The following is a 22,948-nucleotide window of genomic DNA, read 5'->3' as shown; positions in this document are numbered from 1 at the left end:
GGGTGTCGGCGGATGGTGGCGCCGGTCAGGCGTCGCCGCCCTCCTGCTTGATGTCCTTGGTGGCGGTCGGGTCGTCGATCCGGTAGCGCTGCGCGGCCTCCACGACCTTCTCCACCGGGAAGTCGCCGGCGTCGGCCAGGGCCTGGAGGGCCTGGACGACGACGCTGACCGCGTCGATGTGGAAGAACCGCCGGGCGGCCGGGCGGGTGTCGGCGAACCCGAACCCGTCGGCGCCGAGCACGCGGTAGTCGGCAGGGACCCAGCGGGCGATCTGCAGCGGGACGGCACGCATGTAGTCGGACACGGCGACGACCGGGCCCTGGGCGCCGGCGAGCTTGTCGCTGACGTAGGCCGTGCGGCGCTCCTCGCCCGGGTGGAGCAGGTTCCACTGCTCGGCAGCGGCGCCGTCGCGGGCCAGCTCGTTCCACGAGGTGACCGACCACAGGTCGGCCTGGACGCCCCACTCCTCGGCGAGGAGGCGGGCGGCCTCCTCGACCCACGGGAAGCCCACGCCGGACGCCATCAGCTGGACCCGCGGGCCCTCGCCCTCGGCCCTGCGGACCTGGTGGATGCCGCGCAGGATGCCGTCGACGTCGACGTCGGAGGGCTCGGCCGGCATCGAGACCGGCTCGTTGTAGACGGTCAGGTAGAAGATGACGTCCTCACCCTGGCCGTCGGGGCCGCCGGTGCCGTACATCCGCTCGAGGCCGTTCTGCATGATGTGGCTGATCTCGTAGGAGAACGCCGGGTCGTAGTGCACGATCGCGGGGTTGGTCGCCGCGAGGAGCGGCGAGTGCCCGTCGGCGTGCTGCAGACCCTCACCGGTCAGGGTGGTGCGACCGGCGGTGGCGCCGATGAGGAAGCCGCGGGCGAGCTGGTCGGCCATCGCCCAGATCGAGTCGCCGGTGCGCTGGAAGCCGAACATCGAGTAGAAGATGTAGAACGGGATCATGTGCTCGCCGTGCGTGGAGTACGCCGAGCCGGCGGCCGTGGCCGATGCCATGGCGCCCGCCTCGGAGATGCCCTCGTGGAGCATCTGGCCCTGCGCGGACTCCTTGTAGGAGAGCAGCATCTTCCGGTCGACCGACTCGTACTGCTGGCCGCCCGGGTTGTAGACCTTGGCGCTCGGGAACATCGAGTCCATGCCGAAGGTGCGGTACTCGTCGGGCGCGATCGGGACCAGGCGCTCGCCGATCTCCGGGTCCTTCATCCAGTCACGGAGCAGCCGGACGACGGCCATGGTGCTGGCGAACTTGTTCTTGCCCGAGCCCTGCTTGAGCTCGGCGTACATCTCGTCGCCGGGCAGCTTGAGCGCGGCGGCGCGGTTGACGCGGCGGGGGATCGAGCCGCCGAGGGCCTTGCGGCGTTCGAGCATGTACTCGATCTCCGGGGCGTCGGCGCCGGGGTGGAAGAACGGCGCGCCGCCGGTCTTCTCGTAGGACTCCTCGAGGTCGCGGTCGCTGATCGGCAGGTAGAGCCGGTCGCGGAACTTCTTCAGGTCCGGGAGGGTCAGCTTCTTCATCTGGTGGGTGGCGTTCTTGCCCTCGAGGGCGTCGATCGTCCAGCCCTTGATGGTGTGGGCCAGGATCACCGTCGGCTGACCGGTGTGCTTGGACGCGGCGTCGAACGCGGCGAAGACCTTGCGGTAGTCGTGGCCGCCGCGGGGGAGCTTCTCGATCTGCGTGTCGGACATGTGCTCGACCATCTTGCGCAGGCGCGGGTCGCCGCCGAAGAAGTGCTCGCGGACGTAGGCGCCGTCCTCGGTCGAGTAGGTCTGGAACGCGCCGTCGGGCGTGGAGTTCATCCGGTTGACCAGCACGCCGTCGACGTCGCGCGCCAGCAGCGCGTCCCACTCGCGGCCCCAGACGACCTTGATGACGTTCCAGCCGGCGCCGCGGAAGTTGGCCTCGAGCTCCTGGATGATCTTGCCGTTGCCGGTGACCGGCCCGTCGAGCTGCTGCAGGTTGCAGTTGATGACCCAGGTGAGGTTGTCGAGCTCCTCGCGGGCCGCCACCCGGATCGCGCCGAGCGACTCGGGCTCGGCCATCTCGCCGTCACCCATGAAGGCCCACACGCGCTGCTGCTCGGTGTCCTTGATGCCGCGGTTGTCGAGGTAGCGGTTGAAACGGGCCTGGTAGATCGAGCCGATGGCCGTCAGGCCCATCGACACGGTCGGGAACTCCCAGAAGTCGGGCATCAGGCGCGGGTGGGGGTAGGACGGGAGGCCGGCGCCCTTGCCGTGCTGGACCTCCTGGCGGAAGCGGTAGAGCTGCTCCTCGCTGAGGCGGCCCTCGAGGAACGCGCGGGCTTAGACACCCGGCGAGCCGTGGCCCTGGATGTAGATCTGGTCGCCGCCGCCCTCGTGGTCCTTGCCGCGGAAGAAGTGGTTGAAGCCGACCTCGTAGAGGCTCGCCGAGGACTGGTAGGTGGCGATGTGGCCGCCGACCTCGAGGCCCTTGCGGTTGGCCGAGGAGACCATGACCGCGGCGTTCCAGCGGATGAACGCGCGGATGCGGCGCTCGACCTCCTCGTCGCCGGGGAACCACGGCTCGCGCTCCGGCGGGATCGTGTTGATGTAGTCGGTCGAGCGGAGCGCCGGGACGCCGACCTGCTTCTCGCGCGCGCGCTCGAGGAGGCGCAGCATCAGGTAGCGGGCGCGGTCACGACCGCGGTCGTCGAGCATCGCGTCGAACGACGCGAGCCACTCCTGCGTCTCGTCCGGGTCGATGTCGGGCAGCTGGGTGGGAAGACCCTCGTGGATCACCGACGCGATGGCCGGGTTCTTGCTGGACTTCTCGTCGGACTTCTCGGCGTCACTCACCCGCTCATCGTGTCACGCTCGTCGGCGCCACGAAATCTACCGGCGGGTAGTCCCAACGGCCGTACGCGCGGGGGACGGGGCGTGGACCGGGGTTGCGGCTCCTGCTGTGTTCCTGTGGACTGTGCGCATCCAGCCTGACCGCCACTGGTCGGGCACCCCCGGACACAGGAGGCACGGCGCGTGAGCTCGACGGTGGGCGGTTCTGCCCCGGTGACAGGAACGGGGGACCGGCTCGGGCTCAAGCCCGGCATGGTCGTCCAGGAGCTCGGCTGGGACAACGACACCGATGACGAGCTCCGTGTCGCGGTCGAGGACTGCATCGACGCCGACATGGTCGACGGCGACTACGGCAACGTGGTCGACGCGGTCCTGCTCTGGTGGCGCGCCGACGACGGGGACCTCGTCGACGGCCTCGTCGACGCCCTGACCGACCTCGTCGGCGGCGGCTCGATCTGGCTCCTCACGCCCAAGGTGGGCCGACCCGGCACCGTCGACCCGTCCGACGTCACGGAGGCGGCGCCCATCGCGGGCCTGTCGCAGACCACGACGGCCGCGGTCAGCAAGGACTGGCAGGCCATCCGGCTGGTCGCTCCGAAGACCCCCGCGTGACCGCTCGCGACCTCCCGTCCATGCTCGCGGCCCGGGCGTCCGGGGTCGCGACCACCGTCCGCGTGCTGGGTCGTGCGGGCGTGATCAGGCCCCACGGGCCCCGGACCCTCGTCGACATCGGCCGGCTCGTCGTGCGCTGGGGCACCGGCCCGGCGGGCGGCTTCGCCACGCTCGCAGCCCGCGAGCCGCACCGCGTCGGCGTGGTCGACGAGCTCGGCGAGCTCACCTGGGGTGAGCTGCAGCGTCGTTCCAACTCCCTGGCACGGGCGCTCGCCGAACGCGGCGTCCGCGAGGGCGACTCGGTCGCGGTGATGTGCCGCAACCACCGCGGGTTCATCGACGCCACCGTCGCGGTCGCGAAGCTGGGCGCCGACATCCTCTACCTCAACACCGCCTTCGCGGGTCCGCAGCTGGTCGACGTGCTCGAGCGCGAGGCGCCGAGCATGGTGATCCACGACGAGGAGTTCACCGGTCTGCTCGCCGGCGCCGACATCGAGCGCCGGGTGCTGGCCTGGACCGACGGTGACCACGGGGCCGACGGGGCCGAGGGGACCGTCGAGACCCTCGAGCGGCTCGTGACGGCGTACGACGAGAGCGACCTGCACCCACCCGCCCGGCACGCGCGGATCGTGATCCTGACCTCGGGCACCACCGGCGCACCCAAGGGAGCGCCGCGCAAGGAGGCCGGCATCGACGCCGCCGTCTCGCTGCTGTCGCGGATGCCGCTGCGCGCCGGGTGGCGCACCCACATCGCGGCACCGCTGTTCCACACGTGGGGCTTCGCCCACCTGGCGCTGGCGATGCTGCTCGGCTCGACCGTCGTGCTGCGCCGCACCTTCGACCCGTTGGAGGCGCTGCGGACCACGCAGGCCGAGCGCTGCCAGTCGATGGTCGTGATCCCGGTGATGCTCCAGCGCATGCTGGCGCTCGACCCCGAGGAGCTCGCAGACGTCGACCTCTCCCGTGTCGAGGTCGTCGCGTCGTCGGGCTCGGCGCTGCCGGCCACCCTCGCCCAGACGTGGATGGACCGCTTCGGCGACAACCTCTACAACATCTATGGCTCCACCGAGGTCGCGTATGCCTCGATCGCCACCCCCGAGGACCTGCGTGCCGACCCGACGTCGGCGGGCAAGCCGCCCTACGGCACCGTCGTGAAGATCCTCGACGACGCCGGGCACGAGCTCCCGCGAGGCGAGACGGGCCGGATCTTCGTCGGCAACGGGCTGCTCTTCGAGGGCTACACCAACGGCGGGTCCAAGGAGGTGGTCGAGGGGCTGATGTCCTCGGGTGACCTCGGATGGTTCGACGAGGCCGACCGGCTGCACGTGGCCGGCCGCGACGACGACATGATCGTCTCGGGCGGCGAGAACGTCTTCCCGCAGGAGGTCGAGGACTGCCTCTTCGCCCACGAGGCCGTGGAGGAGGTCGCCGCGCTGGGCGTCGTGGACGAGGACTATGGTCAACGACTGCGCGCCTTCGTGGTGCGCACCGGCGAGGTGTCGGAGGACGACCTGCGCGAGCACGTGAAGGCCCACCTGGCCAGGTTCAAGGTGCCGCGCGAGATCATCTTCCTCGACGAGCTGCCGCGCAACGCCACGGGCAAGGTGCTGAAGCGGGAGCTGGCCGGGTGGGACAGCCGGGACGACCAGCAGCAGCAGAAGACGAAGAAGAAGGACGGCGAGGGACCAGCGTGACGGGCAAGGGACTGCGCATCGGCGACGAGGCACCCGACTTCACGCTCCGCGACCAGTTCGGCCAGGACGTCCGGCTCGGCGACTTCCGGGGCCGCAAGGCGGTCGTGCTGATGTTCTTCCCGTTCGCCTTCACCGGCGTGTGCACGGGCGAGCTGTCGGGGGTGCGTGACCGGCTCGACGAGTTCCTCACCTTCGACACCGAGGTCCTGGCCGTGTCGTGCGACTCGATCTACGCCCTGCGCACCTTCGCCGAGGCCGAGGGACTCAACTTCCCGCTGCTCTCGGACTGGTGGCCCCACGGCGCCGTCTCCCGGGCCTACGAGGTGTTCGACGAGGTCAAGGGCGCCCCGCGGCGCTCGTCCTACGTCGTCGACCGCGAGGGCCGCCTGCGCTGGTCGGTGCACAACGCGAACCCCGACGGCCGGGACCTCGAGGAGCACCTCCGCGAGCTCCACGCGGCGCTCGAGACGCACCTCGTCTGAGTGGTGGTCTAGACCGATGCGGGTCGATTTTCGCGAATCCTCACCGCCGTTTGGGGCGAGGTGTAATCTTCTTCTTGTTGAACCGCTGGTGACCCGAGACGCCAGCGGTTCAACTCATTTCCGGGCCAGGTCGACGCCCGCGCCGGGCCGGGTCCGCGGTCCCGTAGTGTGTGCCCCTGCGCGTCGGTAGCTCAGCGGTAGAGCACTCGGTTTACACCCGAGCGGTCGGCGGTTCGAAACCGTCCCGACGCACCCTTCCCCGCTCGGCGGGAGCCCCGTCAGACGTCTCCCGTCGTCCGCTCGTCGACGTCCACGCACCGTCCGTCGCACCCCGCCTCCGACCTCTCGCCGCCCCGGATGGCGCGTGCCACAGTGGGCGCATGATCGTCCCCTTCAGCGTCACCGACTTCATCGAGCGCGCTGCGGCCGTCTATGGCGGACGCCCCGGGTTCATCGACGAGCCCGACCAGCCAGCGCCGTCGCTGGGCACCCTCACCTACGCCGAGGCGTACGAGCTGTCGCGCCGGCAGTCGGCGAGGCTCGACGAGCTGGGGCTGGAGGTCGGCGACCGGGTCGCGATCATCAGTCACAACTCCTCCCGCCTGCTGACGTCGTTCTTCGGTGTCTGCGGGTCCGGGCGGGTGCTGGTGCCGATCAACTTCCGGCTGCGGCCCGACGAGATCGCCTACATCGTGTCCCACTCCGGCGCCCGGGTGCTCTACGTCGACCCGGAGCTCGCGGAGTCGCTCAAGGACGTCGACGTCGAGCACACCTTCGTGCTCGGCGAGGACGAGTCGATGTTCGCCGCGCCCGGCTCGGAGCCGCGGCCGTGGGAGCCGGACGAGAACGCGACGGCCACGATCAACTACACCTCGGGCACGACCGCCCGGCCCAAGGGGGTCCAGCTGACCCACCGCAACCTCTGGACCAACGCGCTGACCTTCGGCCTCCACGCCGGGGTGAGCGACCGCGACGTCTACCTCCACACGCTGCCGATGTTCCACGCCAACGGCTGGGGCATGCCGTTCGCGATGACCGGCCTCGGCGTGCCGCAGGTGGTGCTGCGCAAGGTCGACGGGGCCGAGATCCTGCGGCGGGTCGAGCAGCACGGTGTCACCGTGATGTGCGCGGCTCCGGCCGTGGCGGCCGCGGTGCTGGAGGCCGCCCAGGACTGGGACGGCGAGATCCCCGGGCGCGACCGCGTGCGGATCATCATGGCGGGCGCGCCGCCGCCCACGAAGACGGTCGTGCGGGTCGAGGAGGAGCTCGGCTGGGAGTTCGTCCAGATCTACGGCCTCACCGAGACCTCGCCGCTGCTGACGGTCAACCGCAGCCGCGCCGAGTGGGACGACCTGCCCGCGGAGGAGCGCGCGGCCAAGCTGGTGCGGGCCGGGGCGCCGGCCCTCGGCGTACGGCTGCGGACCGACGAGCACGGCGAGGTGCTGGCGCGCTCCAACGTCATCCTGGAGGGCTACTGGGAGCGGCCCGACGAGACCGAGAAGGCACTCGTCGACGGGTGGTTCCACACCGGCGACGGTGGCGTGATCGGCGACGACGGCTACCTCACGATCAGCGACCGCAAGAAGGACGTCATCATCACCGGCGGCGAGAACGTGTCCTCGATCGAGGTCGAGGACGTGCTGTTCTCGCACCCGGCGGTGGCCGAGGTCGCGGTCATCGGCGTGCCGAGCGACAAGTGGGGCGAGACGATCAAGGCGCTCGTCGTGCTCGCCGAGGGCGCCACCGCGGACGAGGCCGAGCTGATCGCGTGGTGCAAGGACAAGGCGGCCGGCTACAAGGCGCCGACGTCGATCGAGTTCCGCGACGAGCTGGCCCGCACGGCGACCGGCAAGCTGCAGAAGTTCAAGCTGCGCCAGCCCTACTGGGAGGGGCAGGCGCGGCAGGTGAACTAGCCTGCGCGCATGCCGAGCCTCGCCGACGTCGTCGACCTGCTGCACGCCTGGTACCCGCCCGCGACGGCGGACTCGTGGGACGCCGTCGGCCTGGTGTCCGGGGACCCGTCGGCCGACGTCGCACGCGTGATGTTCGCCGTCGACCCGACCGTCGAGGTCGCCCGTGAGGCAGTGGAGTGGGGCGCCGACCTGCTCGTCGTGCACCACCCGCTGTTCCTCACCCCCGTCAGCTCGGTCGCCGCGGACACGCCGAAGGGCCGCACGCTCCACACCCTGACGGCCGGCGGCTGCGCGCTGCTGGCCGCCCACACCAACGCCGACCAGGCGGTGTCCGGGGTGTCGGAGTCGCTCGCGCTGGCGCTGGGGCTGACCGACCTCGCACCGATCCGGCCGGCACCCGCCGGACCGCTCGACAAGGTGGTGGTCTTCGTCCCGGTCGACTCGGCGGAGGTCGTCCGCGCGGCGATGACCGAGGCGGGCGCGGGCCGGCTGGGGGACTACGACTCGTGCACCTGGACCTCCGCGGGCGAGGGACGGTTCCGTCCGCTCGAGGGTGCCTCGCCGGCGATCGGGGCGGTCGGCGACCTCGAGGTGGTCGAGGAGGCACGGGTCGAGGCGGTCGTGCCGCGCGGTCGCCGTACGGCGGTGGTGCGGGCGCTGCTGGCGGCGCACCCCTACGAGGAACCGGCCTTCGACGTGGTCCCGCTGGCCGACCCGGGACTGGCGTCGACCGGCACCGGCCGGATCGGCACGGTCGAGGAGATGACGCTCGAGCAGCTCGCCGCGCGGGTCGCGGGGGCACTGCCGGCGACCGCGCACGGCGTACGCGTCGCCGGCGACCCGCAGCGGCGGGTGCGCACGGTGGCCGTGTGCGGCGGGGCGGGCGACTTCCTGCTCGACGAGCTCGCCCACAGCGACGTCGACGTCTACGTCACGAGCGACCTCCGTCACCACAGGGCGGCCGAGTTCCTCGAGCACGGCGGCCCCGCGCTGGTCGACGTCGCGCACTGGGCGGCCGAGTGGACCTGGCTGCCGGCGGTGGAGGCTCGGCTGCGCCGGGAGCTGGGCGATAGGGTCGAGACCCGGGTCAGCACGCGGTGCACCGACCCGTGGACGTTCCGCCACTGATCCCCCGAATCCCCACGAATGTCGAAGCAGGAGAGCCGTTGAAGGCCGATCCCACCCACCAGCTCGCGCTCCTCGACGTCGCCGAGCTCGACTCGCGCGCCGCCCAGCTGCGCCACCAGCGCAGCCACCTCCCCGAGCTGGCCGAGATCAGTGCCCTGGAGGCGGAGCGCACCGAGCTGACCGACCGCGTGCGCGACGCGCGCATCGTCGTCGACGACCTCACCGTCGAGCAGACGAGGGCCGACCGTGAGGTCGAGCAGGTCAAGGCCCGCCGCGAGCGCGACCGCACCCGCATGGACAGCGGGCAGATCACCAACCCCAAGGACCTCGAGCGGATGCAGCACGAGCTCGTCTCGCTCGAGCGCCGGATCTCGACGCTCGAGGACGCCGAGCTCGAGGTGATGGAGAAGCTCGAGGAGGCCCAGCAGGTCCTCGACGGCCTCGGCATCCGTGCCGACGACATCGACGCGCGGCTGGCCGAGCTGGTCGCGGCGCGCGACGAGAAGCGGGCCGGGATCGATCGCTCGCTCGACGAGGTGTCGGCCGCGCGCGGGCCGGCGACCGAGGACCTGCCGGACGACCTGGTGGCGCTCTACGAGCGGCTGCGCGAGCAGAAGGGCATCGGCGCCGCGCTGCTCCGGGCCCGCCAGTGCGGCGGCTGCAACATGACCCTCGACGCCTCCGAGCTGGCCCGGATCCGCTCCGCTCCCGCCGACGAGGTCATCCGGTGCGAGGAGTGCCAGCGCATCCTGGTGCGCACCGACGAGTCCGGCCTCTGAGGAGCTGACGCGTCGTGCGGTTCATCGACGCGGAGCTCGTCGCGGAGCGCAGCCGTACGTCGCTGCGCGCCCGGGTGGCCCGGCTGCGGTCCAAGGGCTGGGTGATCGGCCAGTGCGCGGTCGCCGCCGGCGTCGCCTGGTGGCTGGCGGCCGACGTGTTCGGTCACCGGCTGCCGTTCTTCGCGCCGATCGCCGCCGTGGTGTCGCTCGGGATGTCCTACGGCCAGCGCCAGCGCCGGGTCGCGGAGGTCACCGTCGGCGTGGCCCTCGGCGTCTTCCTCGGCGACGCGGCGACGCACCTCATCGGCTCGGGCGGGTGGCAGATCACGGTCATCGTGGCCGCCGGCATGTCGATCGCGCTGCTGCTCGACGCCGGGCAGATCATGGTCATCCAGGCCGCCGTGCAGGGGATCGTGGTCGCGGCCCTGGCGCCCGCCCCCGGTGACGCCTTCCTCCGCTGGACCGACGCGATCATCGGCGGGTCGGTGGCGCTCGTGGCGGCGACCGTCGTCCCGCGCGCGCCGCTGCGCAAGCCGCGCGACCAGGCGGCCGTGGTGGTGCGCAAGATCGCCGAGCTGCTGCGCTCGTCCGCCGACCGCCTGGGTGACGGAGACGTCGACAAGGCGCTGGCCGTGCTGCGTGACGCCCGGTCGACCGACGCACTCATCGCCGAGCTGCGGGCGGCGTCGTCGGAGGGGTTGTCGGTCGTGAGCTCCTCGCCGTTCCGGCGACGGCACGGCGAGCACCAGCGCCAGCTCGCCGAGCTCGTCGAGCCGCTCGACGTGGCCCTGCGCAACACCCGCGTCGTCGTGCGCCGGGTCGCCGTGGCCTGCTACCGCCGCGAGCCCGTGCCGGCGTCGTACGCCTCCCTGATGCGGGACCTGGCGGACCTCTCGGAGCGGGTCGCCGACGAGCTGGTCGCCAACCGGATGGCGGTGGCGGTCATCGACGACCTCATCGCCCTCGGACGCGCCACGGCCGAGGTCGAGCACAGCGACGACCTGTCCGCCGAGGTGATCCTGGCCCAGGTGCGCTCGATCGTCGCGGACATGCTGGCGCTGTGCGGGATGGACCCGCTCGAGGCGACCGACGTGATCCCGCTCCGCTAGGGCTGGCGTCTGCTCCGGTCCCGCCGGCCGCGAGTCACCGGATATCCGGTGACCGCCGCTGGATCGTGGAAGGTCCGAGCCACCTGGTGACCTCGAACTTCCACGCTCCGCTCAGACCTCGGTGACGATGACGTCGAGCTGGGTGCCCTTCGACGTCGGCTCGCCGACCTCGACGGTCCAGCCGAGCCGGGTGAGGGTGTCGGCGAGCGCCTGAGGGGTGCGGGGATCGGCACCGTCCTCGAGCAGCGCGCGCACGATGCGGCCCTTGGTCGCCTTGTTGAAGTGGCTCACGACCGACCGCTTGCCGGCCGACTCGTGGAGCACGCGCACGGTCGCGACGCGGCGGGCCAGCGAGACGTCAGGCCGCCAGAAGGCGGCGTACGTCCCCGAGCGGAGGTCGACGAGCAGCCCGCGGCCGACCGCATCCGTGACGGCCGCGCCGAGGACCTCGCGCCACGCTCCGGCGACCGATCCGGTGCCGGGGAGCGTGGCGTCACCGGAGAGCCGGTAGGCCGGGATCCGGTCACCGGGGCGCACGATGCCGAAGAGCGAGCTGGTGATCGCCACCCGTGCGGTGGCGCGGCGCCGGGCCGCGGGGGAGAGGGTGTCGAAGCCGAGGGCGTCGTAGAGCACGCCGGTGTAGATGGCGTCGGCGCGGGCCGTCGGCGCGTCCTCGAGGACGGAGTTGCGGTGCACCAGGTCCCGCTGGGCGGGACCCAGGCCGAGCACGGCGGCGGCCTTGTCCTCGTCGTCGCCGCACAGCCGCACCAGCGACTCCAGGAGGGTCGCCCGGGTCGCGGTGAGGGACGGCGACGACAGCGAGCCGAGGTCGAGGGCCTTGCCGCGACGGGGAGCGGTCTTGCCCTCGCTGGGCGGCAGGAGGATCAGCACGCGCGCAAGCGTAGGCAGCAGGGGTGTCCGCACCACGGCTAGGGTCGGGACATGCCCAGCAACCGTGTGGTGAAGGTCCGCTCCAGCGGGGACAGCGTGACGGCCCAGGAGATGCGCGACGGCATCGCCGCGATCCAGGCGGAGCTCGAGGTCACGCCGACCTTCCCCGAGTCCGTCGAGCGGGCCGCGGCCGCGGCGGCCGCGGCGCCCCGGCTGCCGGAGCTCGACCGGACGGACATCCCGTTCGTCACGATCGACCCCGAGTCGGCCCGTGACCTCGACCAGGCGATGCACATCGAGCGGTCGGGCGACGGCTACGTCGTGCACTACGCGATCGCCGACGTGGCCGCGTTCGTCACGCCGGGCGACCCGGTCGACGTCGAGGCCAACCGCCGCGGCGAGACGCTCTACGGCGCCGACTCCAAGATCCCGCTCCATCCGACGGTGCTGAGCGAGGGCGCCGCGTCGTTGCTGCCCGACGAGGTGCGCCCGGCGCTGCTGTGGACGATCAAGGTCGACGAGACGGGCGAGGGCACCGACGTCGAGGTCGAGCGCGCGCTGGTGCGCTCGCGGGCCAAGCTGTCGTACGAGGGCGTGCAGGCCGACCTCGACGCCGGGAGGGCCGACGAGCTCATCGGCCTGCTCAAGGAGGTGGGCGAGCTCCGCCTCGCCCGCGAGGCGGCCCGCGGCGGCGTCTCGCTGCCGCTGCCCGAGCAGGAGCTCGTCGAGACCGGCGACGGGCACTGGGAGCTGGAGTTCCGGCGGCTGACGCCCGTCGAGACCTGGAACGCCCAGATCTCGCTCCTCACCGGGATGGGCGCCGCCTCGCTGATGGTCTACGCCCGCGTCGGCATCCTCCGCACCCTGCCGCCGGCCGACCCGCGGGACGTGCAACGGCTGCACCGCACCGCCCGCGCCCTCGGCATCTCGTGGCCCGCCGAGCAGCTCTACCCCGACTTCATCCGCACGCTCGACCCGTCGAAGCCGACCCACGCGGCGATGATCGTCGCGTGCACGCGGCTGCTGCGCGGCGCGGGCTACGTCGCCTTCAACGGTGAGCTGCCCGACCAGGCCCAGCACTCCGCGCTCGCCTCGGAGTACGCCCACGTCACGGCGCCGCTGCGCCGGCTCGCCGACCGCTACGCCGGCGAGATCTGCGTCGCGCTGTGCGCCGGCACCGACGTACCGTCGTGGGTCGTCGAGGCGATGGCCGGGCTCCCCGACACGATGGCCGAGTCGGGCCGCCGGGCCAACCGCTACGAGAACGCCGTCGTCGACCTCTGCGAGGCCGAGCTGCTCCACGACCGCGTGGGCGAGCGCTTCCCCGCCGTCGTCGTCGACCTCGACGACAAGAGCAGGCAGAAGGGCGACGTCACCATCCAGGACCCCGCCATCGAGGCATCGGTCGTCAGCAGCTCCGACCTCCCCCTCGGCGAGGAGGTCACCGTGGAGCTGGCGGCCGCCGACCCGACGACGCGAACGGTGGAGTTCCGGCTCGCCTGAGCGGCGTACGGCGGCGCGTCGGACGACCACAACCCAGCGGGTGCAGGTCGGCTGAGCGGGAGAGATGAGGGCTCACGCGACTTCTGGTCGTCCGGCGCGCCGGACGACCTCGGCCAGAGCCCAGCGGACGTAAGCCTGGTCGTGCATCACCTGCTCCCACGTGAACCGCAGCACCCGCCAGTCGTGGATCACCAGCAGGTTGTAGCGCGCGCAGTCGCGCCGGTGCGCCCTGCGAGAGGCGTGGAAGGTCCACGAGTCGGCCTCGACAGCCAAGCGGAGCTCATGACACACCAGGTCCGGGTGGATGGTGCCGGTGCCCAGGTCCACAGCTGACTGCGGCGCCACGGCGAGCCCGGCCTCGATGCAGAGGGCCCTGAGCACCGACTCGAACGGGTTGGCGGCGCGCCGATCCGCGTGTCGGAGCACCCGGCGTACGGCGCTCGCCCCCGCGCCACGTACGTCGATCGCGTCGAGGTCGGCCCGCGTCACCAGCCCTGACCTCAGTGCCGAGTCCGCAACGGCGAGGGCCTCGTCGAACGGCAGGATCCGCGCGCAGTCGACGACAGTGCGCAGTGGCGTCGTCACCCCGTCGACGACCTGGTCGTCGGCGACGTTCGCCCAGTGGATCGTGACCCCGATCCGCTGCTCCGGCGAGAGCCTGCGCCCGCGTCGGACCATCAGCTCCGGGACGTTCGGCTGATGCTTCAGCGCCCATCCGTGGTGGGCTGCCGCGCTCCGGAGGCACACGATCGCGGTGAGCCCGGACGCCATGCGGCGCGCGTCGTCGGCCGTCGGCAGCGCGTACCTGCCCCGGCCGAGCCGCACCACCCGGCCGCGACCGACCGACCGGCGGAGCCGGCGCCGGGTCGTCAGCCGGAGCAGGTCTCGAGCGCCGGCGGTCCCGCCGAGGCGCTCCAGAGCTGTCGCGGCATCCATCCGGTCAGCCTGCCGGGACCCGGCCCATCTCGGCTCGGCTCATCCACAGGCGCGTCGGACGACCACAACCGTGTACGGCCGACGTCGGTCACGCGTGGAGCGCGGGCATCCGACGACTTCTGGTCGTCCGACGCGCCGGCAGGTGAACCGGCCGGAGGCGGGGAGCGTACGTCCGGGGGAGGAGGTGTCCCGTGGTCGGAGTGCGGAGCGGCCTGGCCGTGTGCCTCGTCGGGGCGGTCGCGCTGCTCGCGGTGCTGCGGGTCGGGCCTGCTGGCTGGGGTGCGGGCACGGCGTGCGCGGTCGTGCTGGCGGTCGCGGCGGGTCGGCGGGCAGGGGTCGACGGGGTCTCGTCGTTCGGGCCGGCCGACCTCGTCACGCTGACCCGCGCGACGCTCGCGTGCGGGGTCGCCGGGCTGGTGGGCGAGGCCCTCGCCGGCCGGGAGGAGACCGGCACCCTCGTCGCGATCACGGCGGCTGCGCTGGTGCTGGACCTCGTCGACGGCCGCGTCGCGCGGCGCACCGGCACCGCCACGGCCTACGGCGCGCGCCTCGACGGCGAGGCCGACGCCTTCCTGATCCTGGTGCTGAGCGTGGTCGTGGCGGGTGAGCACGGGGCGTGGGTGCTCGGGCTGGGCCTGGTCCGGTACGTGTACGCCGTCGCGGCCCGCCTGCTGCCGTGGATGCATCGGCCGTTGCCGCCGCGCTACTGGCGCAAGGTGGTGGCGGCCTACGTCGGCATCGCCCTGACGGTCGCGGCGTCCGGCCTCGCACCGGCAGCGACGACGTACGCCGCGCTGGTCGTCGCGGCCCTGCTGCTCGCCGAGTCGTTCGGCTGGGACGTGGTGTGGCTGTGGCGGCGTCGACTGAACCGGGCGGGTGCCGAGGACGTACTCCCTGCAAAGGTCCTCGAACACGGCAGGTGAGTGTGATGCGCGTCCTCGCAGCGACAGCGGTCCTCGTCTCGGCGGCGGTCCACCTCTACCTCTGGCTCGACTTCGCCAGGGACGACGACTTCCTCGGGCCGTCGTTCATGCTCAACGCGGTCGCGGGGGCCGTGATCGCGGTCCTGCTGCTCGTGTGGCGACACTGGGTGCCGGCGTTCCTCGCGCTCGGCTTCGGAGCGAGCACGCTGCTGGCCTTCGTGCTGGCCACGACCGTCGGCCTGTTCGGCGTCACCGCGAACTGGACCGGCTGGGCGGTGTGGACGGCGGCGGCAGCCGAGGTGGTCGCGATCGTCGCGGGTGCGCGGCTGCTCGCCACGGACAACCCGCTCGCCTCACGCGTCCATTCGTAGGACGACGCGTCCGTCGACGGTCCGCACCTCCACGCTGGCGATGTCGTCGCGGGGCACGGACGTGGCGGCCGGCACCTCCATGGTGGTGCCGCTCACCGACGTCCAGCTGCCGACCTGCTCGGACCGGCCGTCGGCCGCGGTGACCCACATGAGGTAGTCCACCTTCTCGGGCAGCTCGAGCTCGACCGCGTCCTTGTCGTAGGTGCACGTCAGCAGCATCCGGGTGCCCCAGGTGACCTGCTCGAGGCCGAGGCGCGCCTCGATGGGTACGTCGCCGAGCGGGGCCATCTCGCGCGTCTCGACCGGATCTCCCGTGTCCGGCGACGGCGGCGAGGAGGTGCTCGTGCCGGGGCCGGAGACCGGCGCCTCCGCGCGGTGGAGGGCAGCCGGGACGGCGAGCGCGACCACGGCCGCCGCTGCGGCCGCGAGCCCGGCGACGATGAGGACGCGTCGGCGGCTGCGGACCTCGACCGCCCGGGTGAGCGACGGCAGCAGCGTGGCCGGGAGCGGCGGGTCGGCCGGCGGGTTGGCGAGGACACCGGGGTCGACGCGGTCGAGCAGGCCGGGCATCCCGGCGAACGAGCGGACCGAGCGCGAGCACTCGTCGCAGGTGTCGAGGTGCCGCTCGAAGTCGAGCCGCTCGGCGGGGCTCAGGGCGCCGAGCACGTAGGCCGCGTCGTCGTGCGCGTGGGGGCAGCTCGTCGGGGCGCTCACGCCGACACCCCCATCTCCTCCAGCGCGAGCTTGAGCGCCCGCAGGGCGTAGTGGGTGCGGGACTTCACGGTGCCGGGGGGCACGCCGAGGCGGCGGGCCACCTCGGCGACCGGGCGGCCGCGGTAGTAGCACTCCAGCAGCACGGTGCGGTGGTCCTCGGACAGGTGGGTGAGCGCCTCCGCGACGACCCAGGACAGGAGGAGCTGGTCGTCGGCGTCGTCCTCGGTCGAGCGGCGCTGCTCGGGCACCTCGTCGACGGGCGTCTCGGGCCGGGCCCGGCGGCTGCGCCAGTCGTCGATGACGATGTTGCGCGCCACGGTGAAGAGCCAGGACCGGACGGCGGCCGGCGGGCTGTGGAGGATCGTGCCGTGGCGCCAGGCGCGCAGCAGCGTCTCCTGGGTGACGTCCTCGGCGCGGCCGCGGTCGTTGCCCACCAGGCGCAGGCAGAAGCGCCAGAGCACGTCGGCGTGCTCGTCGTGCACCTGCTGCATCAGCGCGACCTCGTCCTTCGGCATCCCACCCTCCTGAACGGGAGGACGGCGCCGTCGTCCGGATGGTTCAACGCGTGACCGCCCGTGCCGTCACAGTGTGACCCCCGGGACCGTACGCGCGGAGGAGCTCGTCGCGGAACGCGTCCATCCGCCACACCGGGGCGTCGTCGGAGGGTCGCAGCCCGGGGTCCCAGCCCCAGTCCGATCCGCGTGGACCGAGCGCGTCGATGACCTCCGGGTCCCGGGAGAGCACCGTGACGGGCACGTCGTGGCCGGGGTCGTGGCCCGACGCGCCGGAGACGATGGTGGCGGGCTGGTGGTCCCCGAGCAGCACCACCACCAGGTCGTCGTCGGCGTACGTCGAGAGGAACGACGTGACGGACCGCAGGGAGTAGGCGATCGCGTCGGCGTAGGCCGCCCGCACCCGGTCGGCGTCGGGCCAGATGTCGGCCTCGGAGGGCAGCGTCTCGGGCATCCCGTCGTAGACGCTGCCGTCACCGACGGACTCCTGGGGCAGCAGGTCGGGGGTGCGCGACCACGGCGCGTGGCTGCTGATCAGGTCGATCTCGGCCATCACCGGTCGCCGGTCGTGCGGCGCGAGCTCGGCCTGCTGGAACGCCTCGAGGGTGAACTGGTCGGGCATCGTCGGGTAGCCGAAGCGGGGCCCGCGGTAGCCGACGTTGCGGGAGTCGTAGACGTGGTCGAAGCCGTAGAACGCGCCCTGCGGCCAGTCGCGGTCGTTGGCCGGCACCGACGCGACCGTCCGCCAGCCGGCCCGGCCGAACAGGCTGGAGAGGGTCTCGCGGTCGGTGGTGACGAGGTGGTCGTAGCGCTGCTGGCTGTCGACCCAGAGCCCGGACTGGAGCGTCGCGTGCGCGAGCCAGCTGATCGCCCCGAAGGTGGGGGAGGTCAGCCAGGCGCTGCGTGCCCGGTATCCCTCGCCCCCGAGCCGCCGCGTGGCGTCGTCGAGCGCGGCCACCACGTCGGGTGAGAGCCCGGGATCGTCGAGCGCGACGCGCCCGTAGCTCTCGACGAACACCACCAGCACGTCCTTGCCGCGCAGCCCGGTGAGCAGGTCGGCGGCGGGGGTGTCGCGGGCGGGGTCCTCGGCCGCCGAGCGGGCGAACTCGCGCTGGTCGCGCAGCTGCGACGGCACCCGGGCCACCTGCGCGACGGCGTACGACGCCGCGGCGTCCGACGCCACCGGGACCGGGCCGGCGCGGACGCCGAGCAGGCTGAGCACCAGCCAGGCCGGGAGCAGGACCGCGACCGCCCGCGCGGTGGCCGGTCGGTGGCGCAGCGCGACCCGGCAGACGCGGAGCAGGGCGAGTGGCACGACGGGCAGCGCGGCCACCAGCACGACGCCCGCGACCGCCAGCAGCACCACGCCGAGCACGCCCGGGGCCGAGCCGCGGACCGTGTCGACCAGGTCGCCCGCGTAGCGCCAGTCGATCATCGGGTCGAAGGGACGGTTGAGCGCCTGGCCGAAGCCGAGGTCGAGCAGCTCGAACACCGCGAGAACGGCGAGGAGCAGACCGGCCGCCGCCACCACGAGGCCGCGCACGCGCCGCGCGCGGTCAGGCAGGACGAGCAGCAGCGCGAGCAGGACGAGCAGCTCGACCGGCAGCCGCAGGAACGCGCTGGGCGACATCTCGTCGAGCCGGCGCGGGGTCGTGAGGACCACCAGCACCAGCCCCAGCGCGAGCAGCGTCAGGCCGGCCGCGGCGAGACCGCGCCACCGTTGAACCGTCGGCACCTCTGCTCCGTTCACCCCGGTTACGAGCACGTCGTCGAGGGATACGGGACCAGCGCCGTCGCGGTTCACCGGTGAGGAGGAGCGGATGCGGGCACGGGCCTTCTGGCTCCGCGAGCCGGGCGCGGGCGAGATCCGTGACGTCGCGCTGCCCACCCCCGGACCGGACGAGGTGGTCGTCCGCACCCTGCGCTCCGCGGTGAGCCGCGGGACCGAGAGCCTCGTCTTCGGTGGTCGCGTGCCCGCGAGCCAGCACGACGCGATGCGCGCGCCGTTCCAGGACGGCGACTTCCCCGGCCCGGTGAAGTACGGCTACCTCAACGTCGGCCGGGTCGAGGGGGGCCCGGCCGACCTCCTGGGGCGCGACGTCTTCTGCCTCCACCCGCACCAGACGGCGTACGTCGTCCCGGCGGCCGCGGTCGTGCCGCTGCCCGGCGGCGTGCCGGTCGAGCGCGCCGTGCTGGCGGGGATCGTCGAGACGGCGCTCAACGCGCTGTGGGACGCGCCGCCGCTGCTCGGCGATCGCATCGCCGTGGTGGGGGCCGGTGTCCTCGGGTGCAGCGTGGCGCGGCTGGCGTCGCGGCTGCCCGGCACCTCGGTGACCCTCGTGGACGTCGACGGGTCCCGAGCCGCGGTGGCCGCGGCTCTGGGCGTGGACTTCGCGCTGCCCGACGACGCGCCGCCCGGGTGCGACCTCGTCGTGCACACCAGCGCGACGTCGGCGGGCCTGCAACGCAGCCTGGACCTGCTCGCGGGCGAGGGGACGGTGCTCGAGCTCAGCTGGTACGGCGACGAGCCGACCACCGTCTCGCTGGGCGGGAGCTTCCACTCCGGGCGGCTGTCGCTGCGGGCCAGCCAGGTGGGACGCGTGGCACCCGCGCGGCGCGACCGGCGCACGACCGCCCAACGGCTGGCGCTGGCGCTCGACCTGCTCCGCGACGACGCCTTCGACTGCCTGCTGACCGGCGAGTCGCCCTTCGAGGAGCTGCCGGAGGTGATGCCGCGGCTCGTGTCCCGTGAGCTGCCGGCGCTGTGCCACTCCGTCACCTACCCGGTGGCGTCCACGTCGGAGGAGGTCGCGTGTTCGGCGTGACCGTGCGCGACCACATGATGGTGGCGCACAGCTTCCGCGGCGAGGTGTTCGGGCCGGCCCAGGCGCTGCACGGGGCAACGTTCGTGGTGGACGCGACCTTCCGCGGCGAGGAGCTCGACGCGGACGGCATCCTCGTCGACATCGGCCGGGCGGCGGCGGTGCTCGCAGAGGTCGTCGGGACGCTCTCCTACCGCAACCTCGACGAGGAGCCGGTCTTCGCCGGCACCAACACCACCACCGAGGTGCTGGCCCGCCACGTCGCCGACCGCCTCGCCGAGCGGGTCGCCGCCGGCGACCTGGGAGCTGCCGACCGTCTGGACGGGCTGGTCGTCACGCTGCACGAGTCCCACGTCGCGTCCGCGACCTACGAGAGGTCGCTGTGACGGCCGGGGAGCTCCACGTCGTCGTGCCGCGCGGCGTCGACGACCCGCGCCGCCCGAGCGGCGGCAACACCTACGATCGAAGGCTCTGCGCGGCGCTGCGCGACCTCGGCTGGGGGCTCGGGGTCCACCAGGTCGAGGGCGGCTGGCCGTGGACGCCGCGGCTGGGACGGCGGGGCCTGCGACGCGTCCTGGGGCGGATCCCGGACGGGTCGGTCGTGCTCGTCGACGGGCTCCTGGCGTCCCGGCTGCCGGAGGTGATGGTGCCCGCGGGTGAGCGGTTGCGGGTCGTGCTGCTGGTGCACCTGCCCGTCGGCGTCGACGACGTGCTGGCCCGGCTCGCCGAGCGGCAGGTGGTCGCGGCCGCGTCCGCGGTGGTCGCGACGAGCGGCTGGTGCCGGGACTGGCTGGTCGAGGAGTACGCCGTCGCTCCGTCGGTCGTGCACGTGGCCCACCCCGGCGTCGACCGGGGCCCCGTCTCCACGGGCTCGCCCGCCGGGACGAGCCTGCTGTCGGTCGGGACGATCAGTCCGGTCAAGGGGCAGGACCAGCTGCTGGCGGCGCTCTGCGACGTGCGCGACCTGACGTGGCACTGCACCTGCGTGGGCACCGACTCGGTCGACCTCGACTTCGCGGACCTGGTGCTGAAGACGAGCGCCGAGATGGGCCTCGCGGGGCGGTTCGTGCTCGCCGGCGCGCAGACCGGGGACGCGCTCGAGGCGGCGTACGCCGCTGCGGACCTGCTGGTCCTGCCTAGCCGCGCGGAGACCTACGGCATGGTGGTGGCCGAGGCGCTGGCGCACGGCCTGCCGGTCGTGGCCACCGACGTCGGCGGGGTGCGCGAGGCGCTGGGGGAGGCGCCGCGACGCGGGGTGCCGGGGGTCCTGGTCCGTCCGGGGGACCCGGGTGCCCTGACGGCGGCGCTGCGCTGGTGGCTGACGGACGCGGGCCTTCGTGAGGAGCTCCGGGCGCGGGCGGTCGAGCGTCGCGGGCAGCTCACGGGGTGGCCGGTGACAGCGGCGCGCGTCGCCGCGGTCGTCGAAGGGGTCGCGCCGTGAGGCGGGCGTGGCGCCGGCTCGCGGGTGCGGTGATCCTCGCGGTGGTCGTCTGGCAGGTCGGCAGCGCCTCGGTCGTGGAGGGACTGCGGTCGCTCGACGTGCCGGTGCTCCTGCTCGGGGCATCGATCGCCCTCGTCACGACGGTCGCCTGCGCGTGGCGCTGGCACCTCGTGGCGCGCGAGCTCGGCGTGCAGATCGCGATGCCCGCTGCGGTGGCGTCCTGCTACCGCGCGCAGCTGCTCAACACGGTGCTGCCCGGCGGGGTGCTCGGCGACGTGCACCGCGGCGTCGCGCACGGCCGCTCGACGGGGGAGACCGGGCGTGCGCTGCGGGCGGTGGGCTGGGAGCGCGCCGCCGGACAGGTGGTGCAGGCGGTCGTCGCGGTGCTCGTCGTGGGGCTGCTGCCGTCGGCCGTGCGCCCGGCGCTGACGTGGGTCCTGGCGGGGCTCGTGGTCCTCGCCGCGGTCGCGGTGCTGGCGGTCCGGTCGGCGCGCGGTGACGGCTGGTGGGGCCGGCTGGCGCGCACCGCACGGGACGACGTGCGCCTCGCGCTGCTCGTGCGACGGTCGTGGCCCGGCGTCGTCGTCGCCTCGCTGGTGGCACTCGCGGGCTACGTGGCGACGTACGTCGTCGCGGCCCGCGCGGTCGGCGTGGAGGCGAGCGTCGCGACGCTGCTCCCGCTGGTGCTCGTCGTGCTCCTCGCCGCCGGGCTGCCCCTCAACCTGGCGGGCTGGGGCCCGCGGGAGGGCATGGCGGCGTGGGCGTTCGCCGTGGCGGGGCTGGGCGCCGCCACGGGGGTGGCGACGGCGGTGGCGTACGGCGCGATGGTGCTGGTCGCGAACCTGCCGGGACTCGTCGTGGTGCTCGCGTCGGGGCATCGGACGACGGCTCCCGCCACAATCGAGGGGAGGGTCCGTGCCTGAACGTCCCTACACGATCCTGAGCTGCAGCATCTCGCTCGACGGCTACCTCGGCGGCGCCACCCGGGAGCGGCTGGTGCTGTCGAACGACGCCGACCTGTGCCGGGTGGACCGGGTGCGGTCGGAGTGCGACGCGATCCTCGTCGGGGCAGGCACGGTGCGCGACGACAACCCGCGGCTGCTGGTGCGCGACCCCGCCCTGCGGGAGCGGCGGCGGGCGCGGGGGATGGCCGAGTCACCCACGAAGGTCACGATGACCAGGCAGGCCCGGCTCGACGCCGACAGCAACTTCTTCGCGACCGGCACCAGCGAGAAGATCGTCTACTGCGCGACGCCGTCGCTGCCCACGGCCCGGAGCCGGCTGGCGCACGTGGCGACCGTCGTCGACGGCGGTCCGGACGTCGAGGTGGCGCGGCTCAGCGCGGACCTCCACGACCGCGGGGTGCGACGGCTGATGGTGGAGGGCGGGGGACGGGTGCACACCCAGTTCCTCACGTCCGCGGCCGCCGACGAGCTGCACCTGGTCGTCGCCCCGTTCTTCGTGGGCAGCTCGCAGGCCCGTCGCTTCGTCGGCGACGGGGCCTTCCCCTGGAACCCGGGCCACCGCGCGCGGCTCGCGCAGACCCAGCAGATCGGCGACGTCGTCCTGCTGCGCTACGCCCTCTCGCCCCGCTTCGAGGACACCGTCGAGGACACCGCCGAGGACACCGTCGAGGACGCCGGATGAGCGTCGAACCCGTCTCCGAACCCGTCCCCGTCGCGGCCGTCCGGCGCGAGGTGGACCTGCCGCTGCGGCTGGCCGACGGCACGCCGGTGCCCGCCCGGCTGACGACCTTCCACGGGCTCGTCGACGGCCGGGAGCACGTGGCCATCGGGCTGGGGAGCCGCGCGCACGACGACGCCCACCCGGTCGGCGTACCCCTCGTGCGGCTGCACAGCGAGTGCCTCACCGGCGACGTGCTCGGCAGCGCGCGCTGCGACTGCGGGCCCCAGCTGGACGAGGCGGTCCGACGGGTCAGCCACGCCGGCGGCTACCTGCTCTACCTCCGGCAGGAGGGGCGCGACATCGGGCTCTACAACAAGATCGACGCCTACGCCCTCCAGGACAGCGGACTCGACACCTACGAGGCCAACCGCGCCCTCGGCTTCGCCGACGACGCGCGGGACTACACCGTGGCGGTGCAGATGCTGCAGGCGCTCGGCGTCGACCGGCTCGACCTGCTCTCGAACAACCCCGACAAGGCCGCCCAGCTCGAGGCGGCCGGGGTGATGGTCGAGCGCCGGGTGCGCACCGGCCTCCACCTCAGCCCGGTCAACCACGGCTACCTCGCCGCCAAGGCCGCCGGTGGACACGTGCTGCAGCTGCCGGCGACCTGACGG

General features: G+C 73.3%; 21 protein-coding genes, 1 tRNA gene and 1 pseudogene. 17 read left to right on the top strand and 6 right to left on the bottom strand.

Going from position 1 to position 22,948, the window contains the following annotated elements; all coding sequences use genetic code 11:
- Window positions 1–25: 25 nt before the first annotated feature.
- A pseudogene (aceE, locus tag NYO98_RS09630) lies at window positions 26–2,773 on the bottom strand (pyruvate dehydrogenase (acetyl-transferring), homodimeric type).
- Between the two features lie 228 nt (window positions 2,774–3,001).
- Between aceE and NYO98_RS09625 the strand changes: the two are divergent.
- From NYO98_RS09625 to NYO98_RS09590, 8 genes are all read left to right on the top strand, one after another.
- A complete protein-coding gene (locus NYO98_RS09625) occupies window positions 3,002–3,430 on the top strand; it encodes a DUF3052 domain-containing protein (RefSeq protein WP_268111417.1) in 429 nt (142 codons plus the stop codon).
- Complete coding sequence (locus NYO98_RS09620; RefSeq protein ID WP_268111416.1) at window positions 3,427–5,124, top strand: AMP-binding protein; 1,698 nt, start codon at window positions 3,427–3,429, stop codon at window positions 5,122–5,124. Before NYO98_RS09625 ends, NYO98_RS09620 begins: the two co-directional genes overlap by 4 nt.
- Window positions 5,121–5,606 carry a peroxiredoxin gene (locus NYO98_RS09615; RefSeq protein ID WP_268111415.1) on the top strand — a complete coding sequence of 162 codons (486 nt, stop codon included), beginning with the start codon at window positions 5,121–5,123 and terminating at the stop codon, window positions 5,604–5,606. Before NYO98_RS09620 ends, NYO98_RS09615 begins: the two co-directional genes overlap by 4 nt.
- Before the next feature lie 180 nt (window positions 5,607–5,786).
- Window positions 5,787–5,858: transfer RNA gene (locus tag NYO98_RS09610), tRNA-Val, on the top strand.
- Window positions 5,859–5,986: 128 nt separating this feature from the next.
- Window positions 5,987–7,519 (top strand): AMP-binding protein, encoded by a 1,533-nt coding sequence (locus NYO98_RS09605; RefSeq protein ID WP_268111413.1) that lies wholly within the window; start codon window positions 5,987–5,989, stop codon window positions 7,517–7,519.
- A 9-nt stretch (window positions 7,520–7,528) separates the two neighbouring features.
- Window positions 7,529–8,647 carry a Nif3-like dinuclear metal center hexameric protein gene (locus NYO98_RS09600; RefSeq protein ID WP_268111412.1) on the top strand — a complete coding sequence of 373 codons (1,119 nt, stop codon included), beginning with the start codon at window positions 7,529–7,531 and terminating at the stop codon, window positions 8,645–8,647.
- A gap of 38 nt (window positions 8,648–8,685) precedes the next feature.
- On the top strand, window positions 8,686–9,426 hold the full coding sequence (locus NYO98_RS09595; RefSeq protein WP_268111411.1) for a zinc ribbon domain-containing protein: 741 nt from the start codon (window positions 8,686–8,688) through the stop codon (window positions 9,424–9,426).
- A 14-nt stretch (window positions 9,427–9,440) separates the two neighbouring features.
- Complete coding sequence (locus tag NYO98_RS09590; protein WP_268111410.1) at window positions 9,441–10,535, top strand: FUSC family protein; 1,095 nt, start codon at window positions 9,441–9,443, stop codon at window positions 10,533–10,535.
- 111 nt (window positions 10,536–10,646) lie between these two features.
- On the opposite strand, the gene yaaA is transcribed toward NYO98_RS09590, so the two are convergent.
- Window positions 10,647–11,426 carry a peroxide stress protein YaaA gene (gene yaaA / locus NYO98_RS09585; protein WP_268111409.1) on the bottom strand — a complete coding sequence of 260 codons (780 nt, stop codon included), beginning with the start codon at window positions 11,424–11,426 and terminating at the stop codon, window positions 10,647–10,649.
- A 51-nt stretch (window positions 11,427–11,477) separates the two neighbouring features.
- Here yaaA and NYO98_RS09580 point away from each other — a divergent pair, with 51 nt between their 5' ends.
- On the top strand, window positions 11,478–12,929 hold the full coding sequence (locus NYO98_RS09580) for an RNB domain-containing ribonuclease (RefSeq protein ID WP_268111408.1): 1,452 nt from the start codon (window positions 11,478–11,480) through the stop codon (window positions 12,927–12,929).
- A gap of 72 nt (window positions 12,930–13,001) precedes the next feature.
- Here the strand turns inward: NYO98_RS09580 and NYO98_RS09575 are convergent, their stop codons facing one another.
- Window positions 13,002–13,865 (bottom strand): DUF559 domain-containing protein, encoded by an 864-nt coding sequence (locus tag NYO98_RS09575; protein WP_268111407.1) that lies wholly within the window; start codon window positions 13,863–13,865, stop codon window positions 13,002–13,004.
- Between the two features lie 191 nt (window positions 13,866–14,056).
- On the opposite strand from NYO98_RS09575, the gene NYO98_RS09570 reads away from it, so the two are divergent.
- Together NYO98_RS09570 and NYO98_RS09565 are read left to right on the top strand one after the other, a co-directional pair.
- Complete coding sequence (locus tag NYO98_RS09570; RefSeq protein ID WP_268111406.1) at window positions 14,057–14,788, top strand: CDP-alcohol phosphatidyltransferase family protein; 732 nt, start codon at window positions 14,057–14,059, stop codon at window positions 14,786–14,788.
- Between the two features lie 5 nt (window positions 14,789–14,793).
- Window positions 14,794–15,159 carry a hypothetical protein gene (locus NYO98_RS09565; RefSeq protein WP_268111404.1) on the top strand — a complete coding sequence of 122 codons (366 nt, stop codon included), beginning with the start codon at window positions 14,794–14,796 and terminating at the stop codon, window positions 15,157–15,159.
- Here NYO98_RS09565 and NYO98_RS09560 read toward each other — a convergent pair.
- Genes NYO98_RS09560 through NYO98_RS09550 form a run of 3 tightly spaced genes read right to left on the bottom strand, consistent with a single transcriptional unit; the run spans window position 15,142 to window position 18,135 of the window.
- Window positions 15,142–15,873: an anti-sigma factor family protein gene (locus NYO98_RS09560; protein ID WP_268111403.1), complete on the bottom strand. Its 732-nt coding sequence runs from the start codon at window positions 15,871–15,873 to the stop codon at window positions 15,142–15,144. The genes NYO98_RS09565 and NYO98_RS09560 overlap by 18 nt on opposite strands.
- The gene (locus NYO98_RS09555; RefSeq protein WP_268111402.1) at window positions 15,870–16,388 is read right to left on the bottom strand and encodes a sigma-70 family RNA polymerase sigma factor; all 519 of its coding nucleotides are present in this window, start codon (window positions 16,386–16,388) and stop codon (window positions 15,870–15,872) included. The genes NYO98_RS09560 and NYO98_RS09555 overlap by 4 nt, the downstream gene beginning before the upstream one ends.
- Before the next feature lie 43 nt (window positions 16,389–16,431).
- Window positions 16,432–18,135 (bottom strand): sulfatase-like hydrolase/transferase, encoded by a 1,704-nt coding sequence (locus tag NYO98_RS09550; protein ID WP_268111401.1) that lies wholly within the window; start codon window positions 18,133–18,135, stop codon window positions 16,432–16,434.
- Window positions 18,136–18,205: 70 nt separating this feature from the next.
- Here NYO98_RS09550 and NYO98_RS09545 point away from each other — a divergent pair, with 70 nt between their 5' ends.
- From NYO98_RS09545 to NYO98_RS09520, 6 genes are read left to right on the top strand one after another with little or no spacing between them, the layout of a single operon-like run.
- On the top strand, window positions 18,206–19,210 hold the full coding sequence (locus NYO98_RS09545; protein WP_268111399.1) for a zinc-dependent alcohol dehydrogenase: 1,005 nt from the start codon (window positions 18,206–18,208) through the stop codon (window positions 19,208–19,210).
- Entirely contained in the window at window positions 19,198–19,593 is a 396-nt protein-coding gene (locus NYO98_RS09540; RefSeq protein WP_268111398.1) for a 6-pyruvoyl trahydropterin synthase family protein, read from the top strand. The genes NYO98_RS09545 and NYO98_RS09540 overlap by 13 nt, the downstream gene beginning before the upstream one ends.
- Window positions 19,590–20,648 carry a glycosyltransferase family 4 protein gene (locus tag NYO98_RS09535; RefSeq protein ID WP_326494425.1) on the top strand — a complete coding sequence of 353 codons (1,059 nt, stop codon included), beginning with the start codon at window positions 19,590–19,592 and terminating at the stop codon, window positions 20,646–20,648. Before NYO98_RS09540 ends, NYO98_RS09535 begins: the two co-directional genes overlap by 4 nt.
- On the top strand, window positions 20,645–21,571 hold the full coding sequence (locus tag NYO98_RS09530) for a lysylphosphatidylglycerol synthase transmembrane domain-containing protein (RefSeq protein ID WP_268111397.1): 927 nt from the start codon (window positions 20,645–20,647) through the stop codon (window positions 21,569–21,571). The genes NYO98_RS09535 and NYO98_RS09530 overlap by 4 nt, the downstream gene beginning before the upstream one ends.
- Window positions 21,564–22,295 carry a RibD family protein gene (locus NYO98_RS09525; RefSeq protein ID WP_268111396.1) on the top strand — a complete coding sequence of 244 codons (732 nt, stop codon included), beginning with the start codon at window positions 21,564–21,566 and terminating at the stop codon, window positions 22,293–22,295. The genes NYO98_RS09530 and NYO98_RS09525 overlap by 8 nt, the downstream gene beginning before the upstream one ends.
- On the top strand, window positions 22,292–22,945 hold the full coding sequence (locus NYO98_RS09520) for a GTP cyclohydrolase II (RefSeq protein WP_268111395.1): 654 nt from the start codon (window positions 22,292–22,294) through the stop codon (window positions 22,943–22,945). The genes NYO98_RS09525 and NYO98_RS09520 overlap by 4 nt, the downstream gene beginning before the upstream one ends.
- The last annotated feature ends 3 nt before the right edge of the window (window positions 22,946–22,948 follow it).

Origin of the sequence: Nocardioides pini (assembly GCF_026712185.1) — a bacterium.
GTDB lineage: Bacteria > Actinomycetota > Actinomycetes > Propionibacteriales > Nocardioidaceae > Nocardioides > Nocardioides pini.
Note: the sequence above shows the minus strand (reverse complement) of the source record. Positions and strands in the feature narration are given on the sequence as shown.

Coding starts and splice junctions, on each gene's coding strand:
- NYO98_RS09605 (WP_268111413.1), top strand. CDS start 5,987: ATGATCGTCCCCTTCAGCGTCACCGACTTCATCGAGCGCGCTGCGGCC.
- NYO98_RS09600 (WP_268111412.1), top strand. CDS start 7,529: ATGCCGAGCCTCGCCGACGTCGTCGACCTGCTGCACGCCTGGTACCCG.
- NYO98_RS09580 (WP_268111408.1), top strand. CDS start 11,478: ATGCCCAGCAACCGTGTGGTGAAGGTCCGCTCCAGCGGGGACAGCGTG.
- NYO98_RS09575 (WP_268111407.1), bottom strand. CDS start 13,865: ATGGATGCCGCGACAGCTCTGGAGCGCCTCGGCGGGACCGCCGGCGCT.
- NYO98_RS09565 (WP_268111404.1), top strand. CDS start 14,794: ATGCGCGTCCTCGCAGCGACAGCGGTCCTCGTCTCGGCGGCGGTCCAC.
- NYO98_RS09555 (WP_268111402.1), bottom strand. CDS start 16,388: ATGCCGAAGGACGAGGTCGCGCTGATGCAGCAGGTGCACGACGAGCAC.
- NYO98_RS09545 (WP_268111399.1), top strand. CDS start 18,206: ATGCGGGCACGGGCCTTCTGGCTCCGCGAGCCGGGCGCGGGCGAGATC.
- NYO98_RS09520 (WP_268111395.1), top strand. CDS start 22,292: ATGAGCGTCGAACCCGTCTCCGAACCCGTCCCCGTCGCGGCCGTCCGG.